A 23,888-nucleotide genomic window follows, 5' to 3' on the forward strand; every position below is an offset into this window, starting at 1 on the left:
TCACCGCAAGGCGTCGGCGGGCTGCGGTCTTTCGGTCCGAGGGTCGTGGAGGGGGTGAGGGTGTGACGGGATCGGTGGCGGAGGAGGGTGGGCATGTCCGGTGGACGTTCCGCCTGCGTGTGTCGTCCACCGCACTGGCCGCGCTGAGGGACGAGTGGGACCGGTGTCGGTGGGTGTGGAACGAGTGCGTGGCCAAGTCACAGCAGGTCCACGCCTGGAACAAGACCCTGTCTGCGGGCGCCGGCATCCAGACGTGCGGTCCGGCGCAGCTCGACAAGATGCTGACCGCGGCCCGCGCCGGGACTCGTTGGCTGGGTGAAGGCAGCTCGGTGCCGCAGCAGCAGATCATCCGCGACTTCGGGAAGTCGCGGGCGAAGGCGCACAAGGACATCCGTGAGCGCCTTCCCCAGCGGCAGCGGGCCGGGATGCCGGGGTGGAAGAAGAAGCGCGAGGCCGCGGTGAGCCTGAACTATACGAAGCGCGGATTCCGCCTGAAGGGCGGCCGTCTGCATCTGGCCGGGGGTATCGTCCTGACGCCTGTGTGGTCGAGGGACCTGCCCGCCGAGCCCTCCTCGGTGCGTGTGTATCAGGACACGGTGGGGCACTGGTACTGCTCGTTCGTTGTCCCTGCACCGGCGCAGCCGATGCCGGAGACCGGCCGGGTGATCGGTGTCGACTGGGGCGTGAAGGAGACCGCGACCACCACCTCCGACGCCCACGACCTCCCGCACGCCCAGCACGGCAAGAAGGCCCAGGGCAGACTGTCGCGGTACGACCGCATGATGGCCCGCCGCAAGCCGAAGAAGGGGCAGGCCGGATCGAAGGGCTACCGGGAGGCGAAGAAGTGGCGGGCGAAGACCTACGCGAAGATCGCCCGGCAGCGGCAGGACACCGGCCGCAAATGGGCCAAGCGCATGGTCCGCGACCACGACGCCATCGCGGTGGAAGACTTCCGGCCCAAGTTCCTCGCGAAGTCGACGATGGCCCACAAGGCCGCTGACGCGGCGATCGGCGCCACCAAACGGGCCCTGACCGAGATGGCCCGCAAACATGGCCGGATCGTGCACCTCGTCCACCCGGCCCACACCACCATGGACTGCGCGCACTGCGGAGCGAGAGCCAAGCACGCACTGCCGCTGTCGGAACGAACGTATACCTGCACCGCGTGCAAAACCGTCTCCCCCAGAGACAAGAACTCCGCCCGCGTGATGCTCGTCCGGGCTGGTCTCAACCCGGCTGACACTGACGGCGTAAGACCCCCGGGAGCACTGCTCCCGGAGGCCGCCCGAGTCAGGAATCCCCCTCATTCATGAGGGGGGGGATTCAAGCTAGAGCGTGGTCACCCTGCGTGGCAAGCCGGACCCGAAAAGTGATCGCGTCCGCCAACTCGCAGAGAGGGAAGGTGGGTTGAGACCCGCCTCCCGTTCCTTGAAAAGAGCGCTCGGGGCTGGTGGCTTGAGCTCCGAGTGAGCTTGTGGCCCGAATCTGCCGAACTTTGCCGAGATCGGCCGCAGATAGCTGTGAACCGGGGGGTCGGCCCTGGCTGACCCCGCCCTCGACCAAAACATTGGCAGATCCCGGCCAATCAGCCTCGCTTCTGGGGCAACTCCTCTGGCACCCCAACCCCCGCTCGCCCGCGCCCTACCGCGACCGCAGCCTCCCCCGCCTGTCGCTGCCGCTTCTTCTTTGTGGTTGGTCATCTGCGTTGCCGCGAAAGAGACCGGGTTGCTGAACTCGTACCCCCCCAGCCACGCAATCTGCTTGTGATCTTGCGCCACTGCCGGGGCGGGCGGGCGGACACGCCCTAGCGCTCTCCCTTGAGATCCGCGATGAACGCGGACCAGGCGTCCGCCCGGAGCACGAGCTTCGGGCCGTCGGGGTTCTTGGAGTCGCGGACGGGGACGAGGCCGGGGTGGTCGTGGGTGACTTCGAGGCAGTTGCCGCCGTCGCCAGCGCTGTAGCTGGATTTGCGCCAGCTGGCCGAGGCGAGATCAGGCTCGGGGTTCGTGATCTTCATGCGTGTAATCCTCTGCCACTGAGGAGATCAGGGCCAGGGACTGCCTCGGGGTGAGTGCGTTGGCCCTCAGTAGATCGTAGGACAGTTGGTGGCGGGCAACCGTGGCCGGATCGTCCAGGAGTAGGCCGACAGCGGGGGCCTCGATGTAGGTGAGCGGGGGTGCGTCGTCAAAGTGCATCAGCTTGAGCGGGCCGTGTAGAGAGGCGTGGCCGCCCGCTGTGAACGGGAGCACTTGGACGACGATCCGGCGCTTGCGCATCAGGTCGGCGATGTGGCGCAGATTGTCGGCCATCACAGCGGCTCCGCCGACCCGTCGGCGCAATGCGGCCTCGTCCAGAACGGCCCACAACACAGGCTTTGTTGGATTGTCGAGGAGGCGAGTGCGCTCCATGCGGGCGGTCAGGAGCTTCTCGATGACCTCGTCCGGCGCCGTGGGCTGGAAATCGAGGAAGACTGCGCGGGCGTAGCCCGGGGTCTGGAGCAGGCCGGGGATCAGCATCGCCCCGTACTCCAGGATCGAGGTCGCCAGGGCCTCTGCCTCAGCCGTCTCCGCGAACTGAACAGGGTGCTTCGACTCGTTCGCCTTCACACCGTGCCGGACGAAGAACCCCGCCGTCCCCAGCGCCTCGTCCAGCCGTTCCGCCATGTCCGGCAGGATCCTGCGCGTACCCGCCTCCATCTGGCCGACGTACGACCCGCTCACGAACAGCAGCTCGCCCAGCGCCTGTTGGGTCAGGCCCGCCCGCTCTCTCGCGTGGCGGAGTTCCTCGCCGACCATGACGCGGCGGGAGGCGGGGTCGAGGTCCTTCGGTCCGGTCACCTGCATCGACTCCCAGAGCAACAAAGGGTTTGTTGGGCCGGTGGCTCTGGAAAGCGTAGAGCCGATCCCGTCACGCTGGGTGGTGAAAGCGGAACTTGGCGTGAAGGAGCGGGCGATGGTGGTGCGGGACGCGGAGCGGCTGCGGGTGGTCGAGGAGACCATCGCTCAACTGCGGGCCGAACTGGGGGTGTTGGGCGTGCTGCTGCCGTCCCTGCGGGTCGACCCCGTGTCGGCGGCGGGGGAGGTCGGCTATCCGCTGGTGGACCTGGGGTGCGTGAACCTCGATACGGCGATGCGGCTGGTCGCCGTACTGCATGACAGGCGCGGCGTGTGAACATCGGCGCGTACGTGATCGACGTACGGGACGGACGCGTCGGGCAGGTCATGGGGCGCGAGGGCGGTTACGTGCAGTTGCGGCCGCCCGGCGGCGGGCGCGAGTGGGACTGTCCGCCGGAGGCGGTGGAGCCGGCGCCCGTCGCGGAGGAGCTGCGGGCGCGGGTGCGGGTGGTGAACCGGGAGGGGCGACTGCCCTGATCAGTTACGAGCCTCTTCGGGCGCGGGGATGAGGCTGTGCAGCGCCTCCTGCTGGGCGGCGCCGACGAACTGGGCGATGGCGTCGGTGACCGTGGTGGCCAGGGCGGCCGAGGTCTGTCGCAGGAGGGTGCGGGCCTTGTCGGTGAGGGCGACCTCGACGCCGCGCTTGTCGCCGCAGGCCGAGGCGCGGGTGACGAGTCCGGCGCGCTGGAGCAGGGCCACCTGGTAGGTGAGGCGGGTCTTGGGGCGGCCGAGCAGGTCGGCTATGCGGGTCATGCGGACGCCGCCTTCCGTGGACTCGCCCTTCTCCTCCGCGAGCAGGCACAGGATGAGGAACTCGTCGTGGGAGACCCCGAGTTGCTCCTTGACGACGGAGCGCAGCCGCTGTTCCACGCCTCCCGTGGCCGCGAGCAGCAGCATCCACGCGCGCAGCTCGGGCGGCAGCAGGCCGGCGCCCGCGCTCGGACAGCCGGACGGGCTCTCGTCGGGTTCTGCCGCGTCGTCGCTCATGGGGTCAGAGTTTACCGGTTGTCCAAATTTGCCCTACCGGTTGTGCAAATTTGGATCAGTGGCTACCGTGGGGCACGAGTGGTCCAAATTTGGATTACTGAGCTCGGTGATCCGTGCTCAGTGATCAGCAACCGAGTGATCAGCAACCGGGAGAAGTCATGACCGTCGCCGTGGAAACGGGGCAGTGGCAGCTCGACACCGACGCCTCCACCGTCGCGCTCAAGCACCGCACCATGTGGGGGTTCGTCACCGTCAAGGGCGCCTTCGGTGTCGTCGGCGGGGGCGGTGAGGTCCGGACGGACGGGACCGTCACCGGAGCCGTGGCCCTGGACGTCGCCTCGCTCGACACCAAGAACGCCAAGCGCGACACCCATCTGCGCTCGGCGGACTTCTTCGACGTCGAGAAGCACCCCGAGATCACCTTCGAGGTGCGGGGTGTCGAGACCAGTGCGGACGCCACGGCGCAGGTGGACGGGCGGCTGACCGTGCGCGGTGTCAGCAGGCCGGTGTCCGTACCGGTGCGGCTGACCCGGGAGGGCGCGGACGCGGTCACGCTGGCGGCCGAATTCACCGTGGACCGGTCGGAGTTCGACATGGGGTGGAACCAGCTGGGGATGCTGCGCGGGCTGACCGCCGTCGCCGGGTCGCTCCGTTTCACGCGGGTGCCGGGCGGCGTACAGGAAAGCTGAGAGCCGGGGCCCGTGCGGGCCCCGGCTCTCAGGGAGTGAGTGGCCGGTCAGACCTTCGCGGGTTCCTTCGGTTCCGTCGTGCCCGCGAGGGCCGGGGCCGGGGACTCGCCCGCGGCGGCCTGGGAGTCCACGTTCAGCTCCACCAGCATCTGCTTGCTGAAGCCGAAGAAGTACGTGGCCGCGAAGCCCACGATGTAGCCGACCAGGAGGCCCGCTCCGTAGATCGCGACCGTCGTGCCGAGGCCCTTGTTGCCGTCGAGGAGGGGGAACAGGGCCCAGCCCGAGGGGCCGATCGCCGTCGAGCCGACCTTGTCGCCGATCATCGAGAAGAAGCCGACGAACGCGCCGCCCGCCGCGCCGCCCACGCACGCCGTGATGAACGGGCGGCCGAGCGGGAGCGAGACGCCGTAGATCAGGGGTTCGCCGACGCCGAGGAAGCCTGCGGGGAGCGCGGACTTGATCGTCGTACGGATCGACTTGTTGTGCTTGAGGCGCTTGAACACCGCGATCGCACAGCCGACCTGGCCCGCGCCCGCCATGGCCAGGACGGGGAGGAGGACGGTGTAGCCCTGCTGCTCGATGAGCGTGGTGTGGATGGGGATGAGGGCCTGGTGCAGGCCCAGCATGACCAGGGGGAGGAAGAGCCCGCCGAGGACGAGGCCCGCGAAGGCGCCCGTGTTGTCGAGGAGCCAGTTCGCCGCGGTGCCGATGCCCGTGGAGATCTCACCCGCCACGAACATCAGGCCGAAGATCGTGACCAGGCCGGAGACCAGGACCGTGACGGTGGGCGTGACCAGCACGTCCACCGCCTCCGGGACCCACTTCCTGCACCACTTCTCGACGTACGTCGCGAGAACCGCGGCGCCCAGCGCGCCCAGCACGCCGCCCTGCCCGGGCGAGAGCTTCTGGCCGAACGCCTCGATGTTCGCGACGCCCGCGTACACGATGATCGCCGCGACCGCGCCGCCCAGGATCGGCGTACCGCCGAACTCCTTCGCCGTGTTGTAGCCGACGAACACCGCGATCAGCGCCATGAAGCCGGAGGCGATGGCGGCCAGGGCGGGGGTGACGCCCGGCAGCCAGTGCAGGTTGATCAGCAGGCCGTTGATGCCGGCGATGATGCCGCAGCCGATCAGCGCGGGGATCAGCGGCACGAAGATGTTCGCGATCCGGCGCAGGAACAGCTTGAACGGGGTGGCGTTCTTCGCCTTACGGGCCGCCTTCAACTCGGCGCCCTGGGCGGCGAGTTCGTCGGCGGTCACCGCGTGCGGCTCCGGTGCGGCCGTCTTGCCGTCCTGCACCAGCTCCTCGAACTCCGGGGTGACCCGGGAGACCTTTCCCGGTCCGAGGACGATCTGGTACGTCTCGTCGTCGACCACGCCCATGACGTCGGGCAGCGCCTTCAGCGCGTCCTCGTCGACGAGAGCACGGTCGGCGAGACCGAGACGGAGCCGGGTCATGCAGTGGGCTACGGACGTGATGTTCGATGCGCCGCCGACGAGAGGAAGGATCGCGGCGGCGATGGCGCGGTTCTTGGAGTCAGCCATGGTCGTGGTGCCTTGCTGTGCGTGGTGCGTGGGGGGTGGAGCCGTACGGGACTACGGGGTCTTGGCCGAGGCCTGGAGCGCGGCGCGCAGATGACCCTTGCTGTCGGTCAGGAGACGGGCGGCCGTCGGGCCGTCGACCGAGCCGAGGATCACGAGGATGGCGTTCTTCACCTCCCCGTCCGTCGCGGCGAGCGCGGCCTCGATGGCGGCGTCGTCCGCGCCGGTGGCCAGGGCGACGATCCGGCGGGAGCGGGCGCGCAGCTTCTCGTTCGAGGCGCGCACGTCCACCATCAGGTTCCCGTACGTCTTGCCGAGCCGGATCATGGTGATCGTCGACAGCATGTTGAGGACGAGCTTCTGGGCCGTGCCCGCCTTCAGCCGGGTCGAACCGGTGAGGAGCTCGGGACCGACGACGACCTCGATGCCGTGGTCCGCGGCCGCCGCGAGCGCGCTGTCCGCGTTGCAGGACAGGCCGATCGTGAGGGCGCCCCGGCCGCGCGCGTGCTCGACCGCGCCGATCGCGTACGGGGTGCGGCCCGAGGCCGAGATGCCGACCACGACGTCGTCCGCCGTCAGACCCAGCGCGTCCAGGTCCTGGGCCGCGAGCTCCTTGGAGTCCTCGGCGCCCTCGACCGCCTTGACCATGGCGCTCGGGCCGCCCGCGATCAGGCCGACGACCTCGCTCGGGTCGGTGTTGAAGGTGGGCGGGCACTCGGACGCGTCCAGTACGCCGAGCCGGCCGGCCGTGCCCGCGCCCGCGTAGACGAGGCGGCCGCCGCGGGCCATCCGCTCGGCCGTGCCGTCGATCGCGGCGGCGATCTGCGGGAGCTGCTCGGCGACGGCGGTGGGGACGCTCGCGTCCTCGCCGTTCATGATCTGCGCGATCTCCACCGTCGACAGCCGGTCGATCTCGGAGAGCTCCGGGCGGAACGCCTCGGTGGTGAGCGTGGCGAGCTGGGCGCGCAGTTCGCTGTAGTTGTCGGCGGCGTCGGTCGTGGAGGTCATGACGTGTGCGGCTCTTTCCGGTGCGGCGGTGGGGTCCGGTGCGGCAGTGGCTTCGGGGTCGGGCGTGCGTCGCCCTAGCGGGAGCCGCGCGGCGTGTGACGGTGCGCGAGCGCCTCGTACGAAGCGGACAGGGCAGGGGCGGCCGTCTCGTACGTACGCTGCGCGACGCCCACGAACAGGCAGTCCACGACGAGCAGCTGACTCGTGCGGGACGACATCGCGGCGGGCCGCAGCTCGCTCTCGCGGGCCGTGGACGTGGTCAGTATGTGGTCGGCGTACTGCGAGACCGGGCCGTCGGGGCGGCCGGTGATCGCGATCGTGGCGGCCCCGTGCTCGAAGGCGACGCGGAGCGGCTCGATCACGTCGCCGGTCGATCCCGAGTGCGTGATCGCGATGGCGACGTCCTTGGCGCGCAGCTGCACGGCGTTGGTGATCGCCAGGTGCGTGTCGCCGTGGGCGTGGGCGATCAGCCCGATGCGCAGGAGCTTCTGGGCGAGGTCCTGGCCGACGAGACTGGACGCGCCGATGCCGTAGATGTCGATGCGGCGGGCGCCCGCCAGCGCGTTCACGGCCGCGCCGAGCTGCACGGTGTCGAGTCCGGCCGCGGTGTCGGCGAGGGTCTGCTGCTCGTCGTACGCGAGCTTCGCGACGACGTCGGCGATGGGGTCGTCGACCGCTATGTCCGCGGTGACGGCGGGGGCGCGGCCCGACTGCTGCTGGGCGGCGAGCCCGGCGAGGGCGAGGCGCAGGTCCCGGTATCCGGGGTAGCCGAGGAGGCGGGCGGTACGGACCACCGTCGCCTCGCTGGTGCCGGTGAGCTCGGCCAGGCCGGTGACCGTGAGGGCCGCGCAGCCGGCCGGGTCACCGGCGACGGCCTCGGCGACCCGCTGCATGGAGCGGGTCATCGACGGCGCGAGGGTCCGCACCTTGGCCGCGAGGGCGGCCGGGGCGGGCGGCGCGTCGCCTGCGAAAATTTCCTTCACGTTGCTGGTCACGTTTGAAAGATATTTTCAGGGGGGTGCGGCGTCAAGAGTCCCTCGGCTGTGCCGTACGGCACGTCTTCCCGGCCCCTCCGGCCGTGTCGGGGGTGGGTGGGCGCGTACACCGAGGGAGGACAATGGCTACATGGAGATCAGCCCCCTGGAACAGGCGCTGCACGCGGCCCGCGCCCTCGTACTCGCCGACCTCGGCTCCGGCGAGATCGCCCACGCCGACGTCGTGTCCCTCGTCGAGGACTCGATAGTGCACCGCCGCTGGTGGGTCGAGCAGTGGCCGGAGGGGGTCGACTACATCGCCGGGCTCGTCGCGCAGGACGTCCAGGACGGACTCCTCGAACGCGCCGGCCGCTGGCCCCTGTGCCCGGTGTGCGCCTCCGGCGAACCCCACGCCCTCGATGTGGAACCGGAGTTGGGCCCCGACCCGCACTGGGTGTGCAGCGAGGCGGGCGTGGTGGTGGCGCCCGTGGGGTCCCTCGGTACCGTCGGGCGATGACCGTCTACATCGATCCGCCGACCTGGCCCGGGCACGGGCGCATGTGGTCCCACCTGGTCAGCGACGTCTCCTTCGGCGAGCTCCATCTCTTCGCCGAGCTGCTCGGCGTCCCGCCCCGCGCCTTCGAGCGCGACCACTACGACCTGCCGTCGCACCGCTACGAGGACGCGGTGCGGGCCGGGGCCGTGCAGATCGGCTCGAAGGAGCTGGTGCGCAGGCTCACCGAGGCGGGGCTGCGGAGGCCGAAGGGGCGTCCTGCGGTGGGGAGTTGAGGCCCGCCTTGGAGGATGTGGCGATCACCTTCGTGGTCGACCGGTGCATGCGCAGTGACACCGCCGTCGCGCCGATCGCCGTGACCGTCATGGCGGCGCCCGCCCACGCCGTCGCCGGGTAGCCGAGCCCCGCGTCGATCACCGTGCCGCCGAGCCACGGCCCGCCCGTGTTGCCCAGGTTGAACGCCGCCGTCGTCGTCGCCCCCGCGAGTGTGGGGGCCGCGCCCGCCACGTTGAACATGCGGGCGTTCAGCGCCGGCGCCGTATAGAACGCCGAGAAGCCCATCAGGAACGACAGCACCACCGCCGCCACCGCGAACCCGCCGAGCAGCGCCAGCGCCACCAGGAACACCGTGGACGCCGCGATCCCGCTCAGCAGCACCCCGAAGAGGTGTGCGTCCGCGACCCGGCCACCGACCGTCGTCCCCACCAGCGCGCCGACGCCGAAGAGCGCGAGGACCGTCGGGACCCAGCCCTCGTCGAGGCCCGCCACATCCGTGAGCAGCGGCGACAGATAGCTGAACGCGCAGAACACGCCGCCCGCCGCCAGCGCCGTCACCGTGATCGAAAGCCAGACCTGGCTGTCCCGGTAGATCGCCAGCTCGCGCCGCGGCTGCGGCTTCTGGGCCGGGAGCGGGATCCGCGGGATCAGCGTCACCACCCCCACCAGCGCGATCGCCGAGGCCACGCCCACCGCCCAGAACGCCGCCCGCCAGCCCAGACCGTCACCGAGGAACGCGCCCGCCGGGACGCCCAGCACGTTCGCGATCGACAGACCGCCGATCATCACCGCCATGGCCCTCGCCCGCTGCGTCACCGGCACCAGGCCGATGGCCACCGCCGCGCCCACGGCCCAGAAACCCGCGCAGGCCAGCGCGCTCACGACCCGCGACGCGAACAGGACCGCGTACGTCGGCGCCAGCGCGCCCGCGACCTGGCCCAGGCCGAACACCGAGATCAGCGCGATGAGCGCGGTGCGGCGCGGCAGGCGCAGCGTCGCCACGGCGAGCAGTGGCGCGCCCACCACCATGCCGAGCGCGAAGGCCGATATCAGCAGGCCCGCCTGCGGGATCGTGACGTCCATGTCGTCGGCGATCGCGGGCAGGATGCCCGACAGCATGAACTCGGACGTGCCCAGCGCGAACACCGCCAGGCCCAGGATGTAGACGGCCGGCGGCATGCGGGTGGGGGCGTCCACAGGGGCAGCCGCGGCGGCGTCCGCGGGGTCTTCGGCGGGGTCTTCGGGAGCTTTCCGAGCAGAGTCAGGCATGACGTGACACAACGCGACGCAGCGTTGCTCAAATTCCCAACAGTTCGTACGCGCAGAGGTCCTCTGTCGTCGGAATCCGTACGAAACCGGCCCGCTCCAGTACCCGTTGGGACGGGCCGTTGTCCAGGTCCGTGTTGGCCGTCACCGCGGTGACGGCCGGCTGCGACAGCGCCCATGCCGCTATCGCCCGCACTGCCTCCGTCGCGTAGCCCCGGCCGCGCGCCCCCTGCGTCACGTCGTAGCCGATCTCGACGCGGCCCTCCTCGTCCGGCGCGCTGTGGAAGCCGATCCCGCCGACCGCGCGTCCGTCCTCGGTCCGCACGATCGCGTACGTTCCCCAGCCCTCGCGGTACGTGCCCGCCGCGTGCGCCTTCACCGTGATCCCGGAGCCGGTCCGGGTGCCGTCCGGTGCGTCGCCGTCCAGCCAGGCGAAGCCGCCCGACCCGCTGTCCGCGTTCAGGTCCCTGGCCGACTCCAGGGACAGCTCGTGCAGGCGTACGCGGGCGGCCGCGATGGTGAGGAGTGTCATGGGGCGAGGATGCGGCAGCCGCTCGCGCCGATCAACCGGTTTGGGGAGTCAGCAGGTCAAGCTCCGCCGTGAGGTTCTCGCGGGCCGGCTCCTCCCAGTGCGCGGCGCCGTACGGGGTGCGGAACAGGCGGGGCAGGGCGAGGAGTTGGTGCAGGACAGCGGCGCGGCCCTCGCGGAACGGTTCGTCCGGTACGAAGCCGTACTCCTCCCGGACCGCCGCCGCGTAGGCCGCGTACGCGTCCGGGGCCGCCGCCAGGATCGCCAGGTCCGCGTCGCACAGGACCTCGCCGTTGTGGTCGTCCTCGTCCGGGTCGTGCGTCACCGTGAGCAGGACCAGGCGGCTCACCTCGTCGATCTGCCGGTCCGTCAGGCCCACTTCCGACAGGGCCCGTTCGGCCAGGCGCGCGGAGCGCTCCTCGTTCGTCGAGCGCTCGGGGAGGTACACCGCGTCGTGGAACCAGGCCGCGAGGCGGACCAGGGCCGGGTCGTCGGCGTGGCCCTCCAGTACGTCGATGTGGTCCAGGACCGCCTTGAGGTGCGTCGTCGTGTGGTAGCGGCGCTGTGGCTCCGACCAGCGGGCCAGGAGGTCGTCCGCGTAGGCGTCCGGGCTAGTGGGTGTGGCTGTTGTGCGCTGGGCCGTGGCGAGTGTCTCAGCCCAGGCCTTCCTCAGGTCGTCCGGCATGCGGCGACCCTAGACCCTGCCGGTGAACCTCGTCGGCAGGCCCCGTCGGCACTCACTGGTCCGGGGGTGGCTCGTACGGGCCTGATCGTCTCTGTACGCCGGCCTCCTCGTCGTACTCGCCCAGAAGGACCACGCCGAGCGCCGAGGTCACGATGACCTTGGCCGCTCGCAGGACGTTTCCGAGGCGGTGGGGGTGGTGGGTTTCTGTGGCTGCGGTGGCACCGTGAGTGAAGGTCATGGTCGTCATGCCTCCATAGTGGAATACGGGCATTCAGTGCACATCGGTCCGGAGGTGTAGGTTGCGGCGGCGGGCGTGCGTCCTTGGGGTGACTCCGTCCCCTAGGGCCCTCACGGCTCCCCGGAAAACGGGAAATAAATGTGTTGGTCGCGCGTTGGGGCGGGAGTAAGGTGGTCCGCCTTGCCCGCCTCCCTCCGTGGAGCGCCGCCGCCCGGACGGAAACCGGCCGGCTGCCGTGTGTAACCGAACCCCCCCCGGAGCCCGGAGGCATCGCCCGTGTCCCTCGACGACCCGCTCTCCCGCGAGCGCGCCCACCTCACGTCGTCCCGTTCCGCCCTGCGCGCCATGCGCGAGGACGTGGAATCCCTCGACATCGCCGACGTCACCGCGAACTGGGTGAACGCCGCCGTTCTGCAGCGCCAGATCGACGACCGGATCAAGGCCCTGGCCGATCTGTCGCACACCCCCTTGTTCTTCGGGCGGCTCGACTACCTGCACGCCCCCGGCGCCGACCAGGCGGAAGGGGCCGGCGGCGAGCGGTTCTACATCGGGCGGCGGCATGTTCATGACGCGGTCGGCGATCCGATGGTCATCGACTGGCGCGCCCCCGTCTCGCAGCCCTTCTACCGCGCCTCGAAGAAGGACCCGATGGACGTCGGGCTGCGCCGGCGGTTCGGGTACACGGGCGGGGACCTCACCGCGTACGAGGACGAGCGGCTGTCCGATCCCGCCGAGGCCGAGGCCGAGGCCGAGGTCGTGAGCGCGCTGCTCCAGGCCGAGATCGAGCGCCCCCGCGTCGGGCCCATGCGCGACATCGTTGCCACCATCCAGCCCGAGCAGGACGAGATCGTGCGGAGCGGGCTCTCGGGGTCCGTGTGCGTCCAGGGAGGGCCCGGTACAGGAAAGACCGCCGTCGGCCTCCACCGTGTCGCCTATCTGCTGTACGCCCACCGCGAGCGGCTCGCCCGCACCGGGACCCTGGTCATCGGGCCGAACCGGTCCTTCCTCCACTACATCGAGCAGGTGCTGCCCGCGCTGGGTGAGCTGGAGGTCAAGCAGGCCACCGTCGACGACCTCGTCGCCCATGTGGAGGTGCGGGGCTCTGACGGCGCGGACACCGCCGTGGTGAAGGGTGACGCGCGGATGGCCGAGGTCCTGCGGCGGGCCGTGCGGTCGCACATCACGCTGCCCGTGGAGCCCGTCGTGGTCGTGCGCGGGTCCCGGCGGTGGCGGCTGCCCGCGTACGAACTGGAGGAGATCGTGCGGGAGTTGATGGCGCGCGACATGCGTTACGGCGCCGCCCGCGACGCACTTCCGCAGCGCATCGCCCACGCCGTCCTCGTACAGATGGAGCGGTCGGGAGAGGCGCCCGACGACCGTGTGCAGGACGCCGTGGCCAGGAACGCGGCCGTCAAGGCCGCCGTGAAGGTCCTCTGGCCCGCCGTCGATCCCGCGAAGCTCGTGCTGCGGCTGCTGTCCGACGCCGAGTTCCTCGCCGAGCACGCGGAGGGTGTCCTCAGCGAGGAGGAGCAGAAGTGTGTGCTGTGGGAGCGGCCGGCGCGCAGTGTGCGGGCCGCCAAGTGGTCCTCCGCCGACGCCGTGCTGATCGACGAGGTCACCGATCTCGTGGCCCGTACGCACTCCCTCGGGCATGTGGTGCTCGACGAGGCGCAGGACCTGTCGCCCATGCAGTACCGGGCCGTCGGGCGGCGCTGCACCACCGGGTCCGCCACCGTCCTCGGCGACCTCGCGCAGGGCACGACGCCCTGGGCCACGCGCAGCTGGGCCGAGGCGCTGCGGCATCTGGGCAAGGAGGAGGCCGTGGTCGAGGAGCTGACCGTCGGATTCCGCGTGCCGCGCGACGTCATCGCGTACGCGTCCCGGCTGCTGCCCCACATCGCGCCCGGGCTCGCCCCGGTCTCGTCCGTCCGTGAGAACCCCGGCGCCTTCGAGGTCCGGGGGGCTGCGCGCGGGACCGACGACGTGGTCGCCGCGTGCGTCGAGGCGCTGGAGCGGGAGGGGTCCGTGGGCCTCATCGCCGCCGACGCCCGCGTCCCGGACCTGGCCGCGGCCCTCGCGGACGCCGGACTCACGTATCTGGGCCCCGGCGAGGAGACCACCGCGCAGACCCGTCTCACCCTCGTACCGGCCTCGCTCGCGAAGGGCCTCGAATACGACTACGTGGTCCTCGACGAGCCCGCCGCCGTCGTCGACGGCGAACCCGACGAGCGGACCGGACTGCGGCGTTTGTACGTGGCGCTGACCCGAGCCGTCTCCGGTCTGGTCGTGATCCACGCCGCGGAGCTGCCGGAGCAGCTGGCGGGGTGACGGCCGCCGGACACCCCTAGGGTCTTTCGTTCGGATCACGCCGGGCTCGCGGGGTCTGGTGCCGTACCTCGCGGCGTTGTCGTCAGTCGCCGACTCCCCCAAGCTCTCGGCTGCGCTCGAGCAGGGGGGACCCCCATGACCCCGCTCCCTGATCCGGCCTGATCCAAACGAAAGACCCTAGGCCCCGGAGTCGACCGCCTCGCGCCACGTGCGGACCGACTCCGTCGACACCGGGGCCGTCCAGCCCCGGGGGCGGGCCGCGCCGCCGATGTGGAAGGCGTCGATGCCCGCCGCCTTCAGGCGCGGCAGGTGGTCGAGGCGGAGGCCGCCGCCGACCAGGATCTGCTGCTCGTAACCAGGTTCGCCCGAGCGGGCCGCCTCTGCCGTCAGGACGTCGAGCCCGGCGTCCACCCCGTCCGGCGAACCGGCCGTCAGGTAGGTGTCGAGGCCCGGCGCGTGCGCGAGGTGCTTGCGCAGGGCGCCGCGGTCCGCGGTCCGGTCGATCGCGCGGTGGAACGTCCAGCGGCAGCCGTCCAGCTCGGCCGTGATCCGTTCGACCGCCGCGAGGTCGGGGCCGCCCGCCGGGTCGAGGAAGCCGAGCACGAACTCGTCGGCCCCCTCCGCGCGCAGCCCGCGCGCGGTCTCGGCCAGCGCGTCCAGGTCGCCCGCGGCGAAACCGTCCGCGAGCCGGATCATGACCCGCAGCGAGATGCCGACGGCCGCGCGGATCCGGCCGAACGTCTCGCGCGACGGGGTGAGCCCGTCCGCCGCCATGTCGGTGACCAGCTCAAGGCGGTCGGCGCCGCCCGCCTGGGCCGCGACGGCGTCCTCGGCGTCGAGCGCGATCACCTCCAGGACTGCACGCTTGCTCATGGGACCCCTTTGTCGGTTGCGAAGGCGGGTGCGGATGCGGTGGTGGCCGGGCCCCAGGGCCTGTCGTCACAACAGGCCTAGAGGTCTAGTCCAATAGGCCAGCCTACGCGCAGACGGCCCGCGCCGACAGACGATCAGTGGCCGTGCCCCTGCGAATGATCACCCGCGCTCTGCCCGGCGTGCACCGTGAATTCCGCCGTCCGCACGGTGCCGTTGTGCTTGAAGTCCAGGAAGAGGCGGTACGTCCCGTTGCTGGGCGCCGTCGCCGTGAACGAGACCTCCGGCCCCGGCCCGCCCTTGTTCGGGTGGACGTGGAGATACGCGAGGTCTCCGGAGCGCAGGGCGACCAGATGCCCGTACGCGCCGAGATAGGGCTGGAGGTCGGTGACCGGCTTGCCGTTCCTCGCGACGCTCAGGGTCAGCTCGCTCGCCGAGCCCGCGCCGAGGTCCCCGCCCAGCCGCACCTCGTAGCCGTCGCCGGCGTCGGTGGTCCGCGAGGCTGCCGGGAGGTCTCGGGGTGCGTACTTTCCGGTGACCGACAGGTCCGCCCCGAGGGTGAGGCCCTCCTTCTCCGCCTGCGGGGCGAAGTCGGCGAAGACCCGGTAACCGCCCGCCTTCGGCAGCTCGACCGGCGTCTTCCAGGTGCCGTCCGCCGCGCGGGCCGGGTGCAGATGGCGGTAGACCGTGAGGTCCCGCGAGGCCACGATCAGGTGCAGCTGCTTGCCGTGCTTCGTCCGGTACGCGGTGACCTTGCGGCCCGTGTCGTCCTTCGTGATCGCGAAACTCAGCTCGGTGCGCTCGCCGGCGGCGATGCGCCGGGTCCGCAGGTCGAGCGTGTAGCCGCGCTCGGAGATCTGCAGCCCGCCGGGGACGGCGGCGGCCGCGGTGTCCGATGCGCCGTGGCCGGCGTGCCCGTCCTGCGCCTTCTCCGTACGTCCTGTCTCCGCATGCCCTCCCGCCGCATGCCCTCCCGCCGCATGCCCTGCCTCCGCATGCCCTGCCGTCTTCTGTTCGCCCGCGGCTATGGGGTCGACGCCCTTGCCCACCCCGTACGCGGTGCCGAAGGTCGCGGCGACGGCGGCTGCGAAGGCGGTGATCTTCAGTCCGGTCTTCATGACGGCTCCTGGTGTGCGGACGGTGCGGACGGTGTCGGTGTCCGGCGAATGATGGTCGACGATACCCCTGGGGGGTATGAAGTCAAGTGGCGGGAACGCTTGCGTTGGATACCCCCCATGGGTATAGATTGGATCTCGTAAGCGATACCCACCCCGGGTACCGGAGCCAGACCGCAACCGAGGAGGCCTCATGTCGGCGCACCCAGCCGCCACCGCGCCCTCCGCCGCCCAGGCGGCAGAGGTGGAACTCGCCATCGGCGGCATGACCTGTGCCTCGTGCGCCGCCCGGATCGAGAAGAAGCTGAACCGGATGGACGGCGTGGCGGCGACCGTCAACTACGCGACGGAGAAGGCGAAGGTCACCTTCGCCGACGGGGTGGCCGTGGCCGACCTGATCGCGACGGTCGAGGCCACCGGGTACACGGCCCAGGAACCGCCCCGGACCGTCGAGGAAAAGGCGGAGGAAGCGGAATCGGACGGGTCGGCCGACTCGCTCGCGCCGCTCCGGCAGCGGCTGATCACCGCCGTGGTGCTGGCCGTGCCCGTCGTGGCGATGGCGATGATCCCCGCCCTCCAGTTCGAGTACTGGCAGTGGCTGTCCCTCACGCTGACGGCGCCCGTCGTGACGTACGCGGCCTGGCCCTTCCACAAGGCCGCCTTCACGAACGCGCGGCACGGCGCCGCGACGATGGACACGCTCATCTCCGTCGGGACGTCGGCCGCGTTCCTCTGGTCGGTGTGGGCGCTCTTCTTCGGAACCGCCGGCATGCCGGGCATGACGCACGCCTTCGAGCTGACCATCGCCCGCAGCGACGGCGCCGGGAACATCTACCTGGAGGCCGCCGCCGGAGTCACCGCCTTCATCCTCGCCGGGCGTTACTTCGAGGCCAGGTCCAAGCGGAAGGCCGGCGCGGCGCTCAAGGCGCTGCTCGAACTCGGGGCCAAGAACGTCACGCTCGTGCGCGAGGGAGGACGTGAAGAGACCGTCCCCGTAGCCGAGTTGAAGGTCGGCGACCGGTTCCTCGTACGGCCCGGCGAGAAGATCGCGACCGACGGCGTCGTGGTCGAGGGCGCTTCCGCCGTCGACGCCTCGATGCTGACCGGCGAGTCCGTGCCCGTGGAGGTCGCAGTCGGGGACGCCGTCACCGGCGCGACGCTGAACGTCGGCGGACGCCTCGTCGTCGAGGCCACCCGCGTCGGCGCCGACACCCAACTCGCCCGTATGGCACGCCTCGTGGAGGACGCGCAGAACGGCAAGGCCGCCGCGCAGCGCCTCGCCGACCGGATCTCCGCCGTGTTCGTGCCGGTCGTCATCGGGCTCGCGCTGGCCACGCTCGGGTTCTGGCTCGGCAACGGCGCCGGGATCACGGCCGCCTTCACCGCGGCCGTCGCCGTCCTCATCATCGCCTGCCCCTGCGCCCTGGGCCTCGCCACACCGACGGCGCTGATGGTCGGCACGGGACGCGGCGCGCAGCTCGGCATCCTCATCAAGGGCCCGGAGGTCCTGGAGACCACGCGCGCGGTCGACACGATCGTCCTCGACAAGACCGGAACCGTCACGACCGGCCGGATGACGCTGCTCGCCACACACGTGGCGGACGGCACGGACACGGGTGAAGTCCTGCGTGTCGCGGGGGCGTTGGAGCACTCCTCGGAGCACCCGATCGCGCAGGCCATCGCCGACGGGGCCCGCGAGAAGGTGGGCGAGCTCGGCGCCGTCGAGGACTTCGCGAACCTTCCCGGGCTCGGCGTGCAGGGCATCGTGGACGGCCACGCCGTACTCGTCGGCCGCGAAAAGCTCCTTGCCGAGTGGGAGATCCGGCTGCCGGTGGAGCTGGAGCGGGCCAGGGCGGAGGCCGAGGCGGCGGGGCGCACGGCCGTCGCGGTGGCCTGGGACGGGGAGGCCAGGGCGGTCCTCGAAGTCGCGGACGCGGTGAAGGAGACCAGCGCGGAAGCGGTACGGCGACTGCGGGCCCTCGGCCTGACACCCATCCTCCTCACCGGCGACAACGAAGCCGTGGCGCGTTCGGTGGCCGCCGAGGTCGGTATCGACGAGGTGATCGCGGAGGTCATGCCGCAGGACAAGGTCGACGTGGTGAAGAGGCTTCAGGGCGAAGGGCGTTCCGTGGCCATGGTCGGCGACGGCGTCAACGACGCGGCGGCCCTGGCGCAGGCCGACCTGGGGCTCGCGATGGGCACGGGCACGGACGCGGCGATCGAGGCCGGCGACCTGACGCTGGTCCGGGGCGACCTGAGGGCGGCGGCCGACGCGATCCGCCTGTCCAGGCGGACGCTGGGGACGATCCGCACCAACCTGTTCTGGGCGTTCGCCTACAACGTCGGCGCGCTGCCGCTGGCCGCGGCGGGCCTGCTGAACCCGATGATCGCGGGCGCGGCGATGGCGTTCTCGTCGGTGTTCGTCGTGGGCAACAGCCTGCGGCTGAGGAACTTCAGGCCGCAGTCGTAGCGACAACTGGCAAGGCGAGGGCCCGTCCACACACGGTGGACGGGCCCCGCTTGCTGACGGTCAGCTGCCCTGCTCGCCCGCGAGGAGTTCGTCCGCGTCGACGATCCGGTACGCGTAGCCCTGCTCGGCGAGGAAGCGCTGGCGGTGCGCCGCGAAGTCCTGGTCGATGGTGTCGCGGGCGACGACGGAGTAGAAGCGGGCCTCGTGCCCGTCGGCCTTCGGGCGCAGGACGCGGCCGAGGCGCTGTGCCTCCTCCTGCCGGGACCCGAAGGTGCCGGACACCTGGATCGCGACCGTGGCCTCGGGCAGGTCGATGGAGAAGTTGGCGACCTTGGACACGACGAGCACGGAGATCTCGCCGTTGCGGAACGCGTCGAACAGCTTCTCGCGCTGGGCGTTGCTGGTCTCGCCCTTGATGACGGGGGCGTCCAGATGCTCGCCCAGCTCGTCGAGCTGGTCGATGTACTGCCCGATGACGAGGGTCTGCTCACCCTGGTGCTTGCGCACGAGGGCCTCCGTCACCTTCCGCTTGGTCGCGGTGGTGGCGCAGAAGCGGTACTTCTCCTCGGCCTCCGCGGTCGCGTAGGCGAGCCGCTCGCTGTCGGTCAGATTGACGCGCACCTCGACACAGTCGGCGGGCGCGATGTAGCCCTGGGCCTCGATCTCCTTCCACGGAGCGTCGAAGCGCTTGGGGCCGATCAGCGAGAAGACGTCCGACTCGCGCCCGTCCTCACGCACCAGCGTCGCCGTGAGGCCGAGGCGCCGCCGGGCCTGGAGGTCGGCGGTGAACTTGAAGACGGGCGCGGGCAGCAGATGCACCTCGTCATAGATCACGAGCCCCCAGTCGCGGGAGTCGAAGAGCTCCAGATGCGGATAGATGCCCTTCCGCTTCGTGGTCAGCACCTGATACGTGGCGATGGTGACGGGCCGGATCTCCTTCTTCGTCCCGCTGTACTCGCCGATCTCGTCCTCGGTCAGGCTCGTCCGCTTGACCAGCTCGTGCTTCCACTGCCGGGCGGAGACCGTGTTGGTGACGAGGATGAGCGTCGTCGCCTTGGCCTCGGCCATGGCACCGGCGCCCACCAGCGTCTTACCGGCGCCACAGGGCAGCACGACCACGCCGGACCCGCCGTGCCAGAAGCCCTCGACGGCCTGCTTCTGGTACGGGCGCAGCGCCCAGCCGTCCTCCGCGAGATCGATCTGGTGCGCCTCGCCGTCCACGTAACCGGCGAGGTCCTCGGCGGGCCACCCCAGCTTGAGGAGCGTCTGCTTGATCTGGCCGCGCTCCGAGGGGTGCACGGCGACGGTGTCGGCGTCGATGCGGGCGCCGACCAGCGGGGCCACGCGCTTGGAACGGAGGATCTCCTCGAGCACCGGCCGGTCCGTGGTGGTCAGGACGAGGCCGTGCGCCGGGTGCTTGGACAGCGTGAGACGCCCGTACCGGTCCATGGTCTCGGCGATGTCGACCAGGAGCGCGTGCGGGACGGGGTAGCGGCTGTACTCGACGAGGGCGTCCACGACCTGCTCGGCGTCGTGGCCGGCGGCCCGCGCGTTCCACAGCCCGAGCGGCGTCAGCCGGTAGGTGTGGATGTGCTCCGGGGCGCGCTCCAGCTCGGCGAAGGGCGCGATGGCGCGACGGCAGGCGTCGGCCTGGTCGTGGTCGACCTCCAGGAGCAGCGTCTTGTCACTCTGGACGATGAGCGGTCCGTTCACGTGTATCCCTTCCACCGCGCTCCGCGAGGCGCGGGGCCAAACGTCCAGTGTGCCGCATGGCGCGTACGAACCGCGTACGGTCGGCCGCCGACGACGGGACGTGGGGGCACGGACCCCGGCGTCAGGCCTCGGCCTCCAGCTCGGCCACCCCGGTCACCCGGTGCAGCGGATACGTCCGCACCTCGTCCGCCGTGTGGTCGTACGCGGTGACGAACCCGCCCTCCACCCGGATCGGGGCGATCACGCGCTGGCTGGCGGAGCCCTCCGCGTTCACATAGCCGATCCACACGGCCTCACCCGTCAGGACGGCTGCCTGCATCGTGGCCAGCGTGTCCGCCGCGCTGGTGCGGGGAAGCGCCCCGCTCTGCTCGCCCGGCGCGTGCTTGCGCGGCGTCGTGGAGGCGAGGTCACCCGCGCGGATCGCGCGCACGGCGGCGGTCAGGAGCGTGCCGTCCGGGACGGGCGGCCCCTCCGGGACGGGCTCGGGGGCGCTGCGCGGCGGAGTGCGGTGGGCGTGGGCGCGGGTGATCAGCACATCGCCCTCGGGAGTCTCCGCGGCGGGCGCGAACCCCATCTGCCGCAGGCCCTCCAGGAGCGCCGCGGGGTCGGCCTGCGCGGCGAGGACGGTCGGCGCGAGCCGCCGCAGGCGCAGGGCGGCGGAGCGCTTGTCGGCGAGGATCTCGCCCAGGAGCACGTCGTCGTCGCAGCGCACGTACGCGGAGGCGGCGCCGATGCGCAGATGCCCGTGCTTACGGGCCACGTCGTCGATGAGGTACGCGAGGGGCTGCGGGACGGGCGTACGGGAGTGCGTGTTCAGGAAGTCGTGCAGGTCGGAGGCGGTGCGGCCGGAGTCGAGTGCGCGCCGTACGGACCCGGGGGTGAACCGGTAGACGGTCGCGCCGCCCTTGGACTCCACGTCGGCGAGGACGGAGAGCGCCTCGGCGAGGGGCCGTTCCAGGGGCCCGGGGGCGACCGCGGTCAGGTCGGCCTGAAGAAGGACATGGTCCAGCGGCTCGGGCAGCAGCGGAGCGAGCAGAGCGACGGCGGCCGCCTCCGCATCAGTCGTGACACCGTCCTCAAGGAGCGCCCGCCCATGCTCGGACAGGGCACCCCGACCCGTGAAGCCGAGCAGCTCCGCCTCCGTGAGGGTCCACCGGGCGATGCGGGCGCGCAGGTCGTCGGGGTCACCGGCCTCGTCGGAGGAGGCGGCGGCGCCGCGCAGGGGCCGCTCCCAGCGGAGCCGGGCGAGGAGGGTCTCGGGAGCCGGGGAGGCGCCTTCGGGCAGCTCGGAGAGGAGCGCGAGCACGCGGCGGCGGACCTCGGGGGCGGCCGAGCGGTCGAGGTGCGGCCCGAGCACGGAGAGGGTGCGCCCGGCGGCGGCGACGCCGCCGTCGCGCCCGGCGACGAGCCCGGGTGTACGGGTGGCGGGGAGCCAGGCGGCGACGAGCCGCGCCCAGCGCTCGGCGGCGGGCTGCTCCAGCCAGTTGTCGTAGGCGGGCGTCGCGGCGTACTGCTCGTCGGCCTCGCCGTCGGACGCGATGAGCCCGGCCGCGTAGGCGAGTTCGACCCAGAACGCGGCGAGGGGCTCGGTGGTGTCGAGGGCGGCGGCGGTGCGCTTGAGGTCGCGCACGCTGAGCCCGCCGGCGCGGAGAACGGCGGGCCCGCCCTCGTCCCAGTCCTTGAGCAGCTCCTCGACGGTGGCGAGCGCGGTGTAGGCCTGCCCGGCGCCGGTCGCGTTCACGACGGTGGGGCGGTGGGTGGCGGCGGGTTCGACGGCGGGGGGTACGGGTTCCAGGGCGCGGTGGGCGCGTCCGCCGCGCAGGTGGAGGGCGGCCTCGCGGGGCAGCACGACGGTCCCGGGGGCGGTCGGCAGGAGGAGTCCGCGGTCGAGGAGCCAGCGCAGATGGGCGGCGGGCTCGGCGGTGACCTGGCCGTAGGGCGGGCCCCAGACGAGCCGGGAGAGGACCTCGACGGCGTCCGCGGGCGCCTCGTCGAGGAGGGCCGACATGCGCGGCCGGTCGGTGAAGAGCGCGGTCAGCGAGGCGACGGCGGAGACCGGGTCGTGCGTGGAGGCGAGGCCCGCGGCCGTCACGATCTCCTGGACGCGGCCGGGGGACATGCCCGCGGTGGCCTCGGCGACGGTGGGGCCGAGGCCGGTGGGGGAGGGCCGCTGGGGTGCGGGGGCGAGCAGTTCACGGGCGGTGCGCACGAGGCGGAGCCGGTCGTCGGGCCCCCAGAGCAGGGCCTGTTCGCGCAGGGCGGCGACGGCGTGCGGCAGAGCGGCGGAGACCGTACGGGCTTCCGCTCCCGCGTCGTCACCCTCGTCCCCGGCGAGCAGGGCGAGGAGGGTGCCGTACGTGGCGGGTTCCGGGGCGACGGCCAGCGCCTCCGCGGTCTGGAGCGTGAAGCGGTCCAGGTGCTCGAGCGCACGGATCACGGAGGCGCGGGTGCCCGCACGGGTGGCGAGCTGCGTGAGGTCGCCGGGAACGGGGTTGAGCAGATCGGGGCGGGCGCGCAGGAGTGCGCCGAGGGAGGCGTCGTCGCGGGCGCGCAACGCCTCGGCGAGGGACCGGGGGGCCGTACTCCCCGTCCCGCTCCCGTCCTCGGCGGCGCGGTCCGGCTCGTGAGTGCTCATCCGGGCCACGGTAGCGCCTGACCGGCCCGCCGGGCGGCGGCCCCGCTGGGCCCGGAAGAGGCCCCCGGTGCCGCGCCGGGCACGGTAACGTCGTAAAACGGGTGAACGAACCGTCAACACCGCCACCCCGGAGGGGACTTCGTGGGGATCGAGAGCGATCAGCTCGTCTTCGACTATCTGAGCCGGGTCGGCGACCTGGCCCAGCAGCGTCAGCTGCCCTCCGGCACACGGATGCGCCTGGTGTCGGAACTGCGCAACGAGATCGAGACGCGGCGCGCGAAAACGACGGTGGACAGCCCGGCTGCCGTGCGCCGGATCCTGGAGCGCCTCGGCACGCCGGACGAGGTGGTGATGGGCGCGGGCAGGGGCCGCGGTCCGGCGGAGCCGGAGGCGCCGCGGGCGGCGGTGCCCGTGCAGAGGTCGAAGGAGCAGCGGCCCAAGGAGCCCCGTCCGAAGGGCCTTCGGCGGATCGTGCCGGGCCCGCGCGCGCAGCCGCAGGAGGACGAGGAGGTGCGGGACGCGCCGTCGCCGCCGCATCTGGCGGGGACGGACGAGCTGGGGGAGCCGGGTTCGGAGCCGGACTGGTGGCGCGTGGACAGCAGCCCGTTCGGCGTTGCGGACAGCGTGCCGGGATTCGTGGGCGGCGTCGAGATCCCGGAGATACTCAAGCCGCCGGGCAAGGACGACCCGCTCCTGCCCAAGGCACGCAAGGCCGTGGCCGCGACGGAGGACGAACTCCCGGACGACGAGCCGGAGACGGGCACGGAGAAGACGTCCCGGGGGCGCCGCCTCCCGTTCCTGCCCGGCTGGTCGAACCCGCTCCTGCTGCTCGCCGCCGCGCTCCTCGTGGCCGGCGCGGTCATGGGCAACTGGTTCGCGCTGGGCCTCGGCTGGATCATCGCGTACGGGTCGCGGCGCCTCAGCGTGGGCGAGTCGAAGGTGGCCGTGCTGTGGCTGCCGGGGCTCGCGGTGACGGCCGGGCTCGTGTGGCTGTGGGGCCGTAACACCGGGCGTTGGGGCGAGCCGATCGCCGACGGGCGGATGAGCGACGCGATCGGCACGACGTGGCCGTGGGTGGTGCGGGGGGCGGCCGTCGCCTCCGCGCTCTTCGTGGTGTGGAGATCGCAGCGGCAACGGCCGTGACGCGAGGGCC

At 71.9% G+C, this 23,888-nt stretch carries 23 protein-coding genes; 9 read left to right on the top strand and 14 right to left on the bottom strand.

The window, feature by feature from the left end:
- Positions 1–62: 62 nt before the first annotated feature.
- Positions 63–1,313, top strand: a complete 1,251-nt coding sequence (locus OG698_RS25975; RefSeq protein WP_406105756.1) for an RNA-guided endonuclease InsQ/TnpB family protein — start codon at positions 63–65, stop codon at positions 1,311–1,313.
- Positions 1,314–1,804: 491 nt separating this feature from the next.
- On the opposite strand, the gene OG698_RS25980 is transcribed toward OG698_RS25975, so the two are convergent.
- Entirely contained in the window at positions 1,805–2,017 is a 213-nt protein-coding gene (locus OG698_RS25980; protein WP_406105757.1) for a DUF397 domain-containing protein, read from the bottom strand.
- Complete coding sequence (locus OG698_RS25985; RefSeq protein WP_406105759.1) at positions 1,992–2,837, bottom strand: helix-turn-helix domain-containing protein; 846 nt, start codon at positions 2,835–2,837, stop codon at positions 1,992–1,994. The genes OG698_RS25980 and OG698_RS25985 overlap by 26 nt, the downstream gene beginning before the upstream one ends.
- Positions 2,838–2,877: 40 nt before the next feature.
- Between OG698_RS25985 and OG698_RS25990 the strand changes: the two genes are divergently transcribed.
- Positions 2,878–3,171, top strand: a complete 294-nt coding sequence (locus OG698_RS25990) for a hypothetical protein (protein ID WP_406105760.1) — start codon at positions 2,878–2,880, stop codon at positions 3,169–3,171.
- Positions 3,168–3,371 (top strand): hypothetical protein, encoded by a 204-nt coding sequence (locus tag OG698_RS25995; RefSeq protein WP_100595718.1) that lies wholly within the window; start codon positions 3,168–3,170, stop codon positions 3,369–3,371. The genes OG698_RS25990 and OG698_RS25995 overlap by 4 nt, the downstream gene beginning before the upstream one ends.
- Here OG698_RS25995 and OG698_RS26000 read toward each other — a convergent pair whose 3' ends face one another.
- Positions 3,372–3,881 carry a MarR family winged helix-turn-helix transcriptional regulator gene (locus OG698_RS26000; protein ID WP_406105762.1) on the bottom strand — a complete coding sequence of 170 codons (510 nt, stop codon included), beginning with the start codon at positions 3,879–3,881 and terminating at the stop codon, positions 3,372–3,374.
- A 158-nt stretch (positions 3,882–4,039) separates the two neighbouring features.
- On the opposite strand from OG698_RS26000, the gene OG698_RS26005 reads away from it, so the two are divergent.
- Positions 4,040–4,570 (top strand): YceI family protein, encoded by a 531-nt coding sequence (locus OG698_RS26005; protein WP_406105763.1) that lies wholly within the window; start codon positions 4,040–4,042, stop codon positions 4,568–4,570.
- Between the two features lie 47 nt (positions 4,571–4,617).
- On the opposite strand, the gene OG698_RS26010 is transcribed toward OG698_RS26005, so the two are convergent.
- From OG698_RS26010 to OG698_RS26020, 3 genes are all read right to left on the bottom strand, one after another.
- Positions 4,618–6,117, bottom strand: coding sequence for a PTS transporter subunit EIIC (locus tag OG698_RS26010; RefSeq protein ID WP_406105765.1), 1,500 nt, complete (start codon positions 6,115–6,117; stop codon positions 4,618–4,620).
- Positions 6,118–6,168: 51 nt separating this feature from the next.
- Positions 6,169–7,122 (bottom strand): N-acetylmuramic acid 6-phosphate etherase, encoded by a 954-nt coding sequence (murQ, locus tag OG698_RS26015; protein WP_406105766.1) that lies wholly within the window; start codon positions 7,120–7,122, stop codon positions 6,169–6,171.
- Between the two features lie 74 nt (positions 7,123–7,196).
- Positions 7,197–8,117: a MurR/RpiR family transcriptional regulator gene (locus OG698_RS26020; RefSeq protein WP_100595723.1), complete on the bottom strand. Its 921-nt coding sequence runs from the start codon at positions 8,115–8,117 to the stop codon at positions 7,197–7,199.
- 130 nt (positions 8,118–8,247) lie between these two features.
- Between OG698_RS26020 and OG698_RS26025 the strand changes: the two genes are divergently transcribed.
- Together OG698_RS26025 and OG698_RS26030 are read left to right on the top strand one after the other, a co-directional pair.
- The gene (locus OG698_RS26025) at positions 8,248–8,613 is read left to right on the top strand and encodes a hypothetical protein (RefSeq protein ID WP_406105767.1); all 366 of its coding nucleotides are present in this window, start codon (positions 8,248–8,250) and stop codon (positions 8,611–8,613) included.
- Positions 8,610–8,885, top strand: coding sequence for a DUF4031 domain-containing protein (locus tag OG698_RS26030; protein ID WP_100595725.1), 276 nt, complete (start codon positions 8,610–8,612; stop codon positions 8,883–8,885). Before OG698_RS26025 ends, OG698_RS26030 begins: the two co-directional genes overlap by 4 nt.
- Here OG698_RS26030 and OG698_RS26035 read toward each other — a convergent pair.
- From OG698_RS26035 to OG698_RS26050, 4 genes are all read right to left on the bottom strand, one after another.
- The gene (locus OG698_RS26035; RefSeq protein ID WP_406111281.1) at positions 8,833–10,065 is read right to left on the bottom strand and encodes a Cmx/CmrA family chloramphenicol efflux MFS transporter; all 1,233 of its coding nucleotides are present in this window, start codon (positions 10,063–10,065) and stop codon (positions 8,833–8,835) included. The genes OG698_RS26030 and OG698_RS26035 overlap by 53 nt on opposite strands.
- A gap of 118 nt (positions 10,066–10,183) precedes the next feature.
- Positions 10,184–10,684, bottom strand: coding sequence for a GNAT family N-acetyltransferase (locus OG698_RS26040; RefSeq protein WP_406105769.1), 501 nt, complete (start codon positions 10,682–10,684; stop codon positions 10,184–10,186).
- A 31-nt stretch (positions 10,685–10,715) separates the two neighbouring features.
- Positions 10,716–11,366: a hypothetical protein gene (locus tag OG698_RS26045; RefSeq protein ID WP_406105771.1), complete on the bottom strand. Its 651-nt coding sequence runs from the start codon at positions 11,364–11,366 to the stop codon at positions 10,716–10,718.
- 52 nt (positions 11,367–11,418) lie between these two features.
- Entirely contained in the window at positions 11,419–11,613 is a 195-nt protein-coding gene (locus tag OG698_RS26050; protein ID WP_399974968.1) for a hypothetical protein, read from the bottom strand.
- Between the two features lie 267 nt (positions 11,614–11,880).
- On the opposite strand from OG698_RS26050, the gene OG698_RS26055 reads away from it, so the two are divergent.
- Positions 11,881–13,932: a HelD family protein gene (locus tag OG698_RS26055; protein ID WP_406105773.1), complete on the top strand. Its 2,052-nt coding sequence runs from the start codon at positions 11,881–11,883 to the stop codon at positions 13,930–13,932.
- 177 nt (positions 13,933–14,109) lie between these two features.
- Here the strand turns inward: OG698_RS26055 and OG698_RS26060 are convergent, their stop codons facing one another.
- Positions 14,110–14,805 (bottom strand): copper homeostasis protein CutC, encoded by a 696-nt coding sequence (locus OG698_RS26060; RefSeq protein WP_406105775.1) that lies wholly within the window; start codon positions 14,803–14,805, stop codon positions 14,110–14,112.
- A gap of 134 nt (positions 14,806–14,939) precedes the next feature.
- Complete coding sequence (locus tag OG698_RS26065) at positions 14,940–15,920, bottom strand: hypothetical protein (RefSeq protein ID WP_406105777.1); 981 nt, start codon at positions 15,918–15,920, stop codon at positions 14,940–14,942.
- A gap of 190 nt (positions 15,921–16,110) precedes the next feature.
- Here OG698_RS26065 and OG698_RS26070 point away from each other — a divergent pair, with 190 nt between their 5' ends.
- Positions 16,111–18,387, top strand: a complete 2,277-nt coding sequence (locus tag OG698_RS26070; RefSeq protein ID WP_406105780.1) for a heavy metal translocating P-type ATPase — start codon at positions 16,111–16,113, stop codon at positions 18,385–18,387.
- Between the two features lie 60 nt (positions 18,388–18,447).
- On the opposite strand, the gene OG698_RS26075 is transcribed toward OG698_RS26070, so the two are convergent.
- Positions 18,448–20,100, bottom strand: a complete 1,653-nt coding sequence (locus OG698_RS26075) for a DNA repair helicase XPB (RefSeq protein WP_100595733.1) — start codon at positions 20,098–20,100, stop codon at positions 18,448–18,450.
- A gap of 121 nt (positions 20,101–20,221) precedes the next feature.
- The gene (locus OG698_RS26080; protein ID WP_406105782.1) at positions 20,222–22,735 is read right to left on the bottom strand and encodes a helicase-associated domain-containing protein; all 2,514 of its coding nucleotides are present in this window, start codon (positions 22,733–22,735) and stop codon (positions 20,222–20,224) included.
- 141 nt (positions 22,736–22,876) lie between these two features.
- Between OG698_RS26080 and OG698_RS26085 the strand changes: the two genes are divergently transcribed.
- Positions 22,877–23,878, top strand: a complete 1,002-nt coding sequence (locus OG698_RS26085; protein ID WP_406105783.1) for a hypothetical protein — start codon at positions 22,877–22,879, stop codon at positions 23,876–23,878.
- Positions 23,879–23,888: the final 10 nt, after the last annotated feature.

It is taken from the genome of Streptomyces sp. NBC_01003 (genome assembly GCF_045162695.1).
GTDB lineage: Bacteria > Actinomycetota > Actinomycetes > Streptomycetales > Streptomycetaceae > Streptomyces.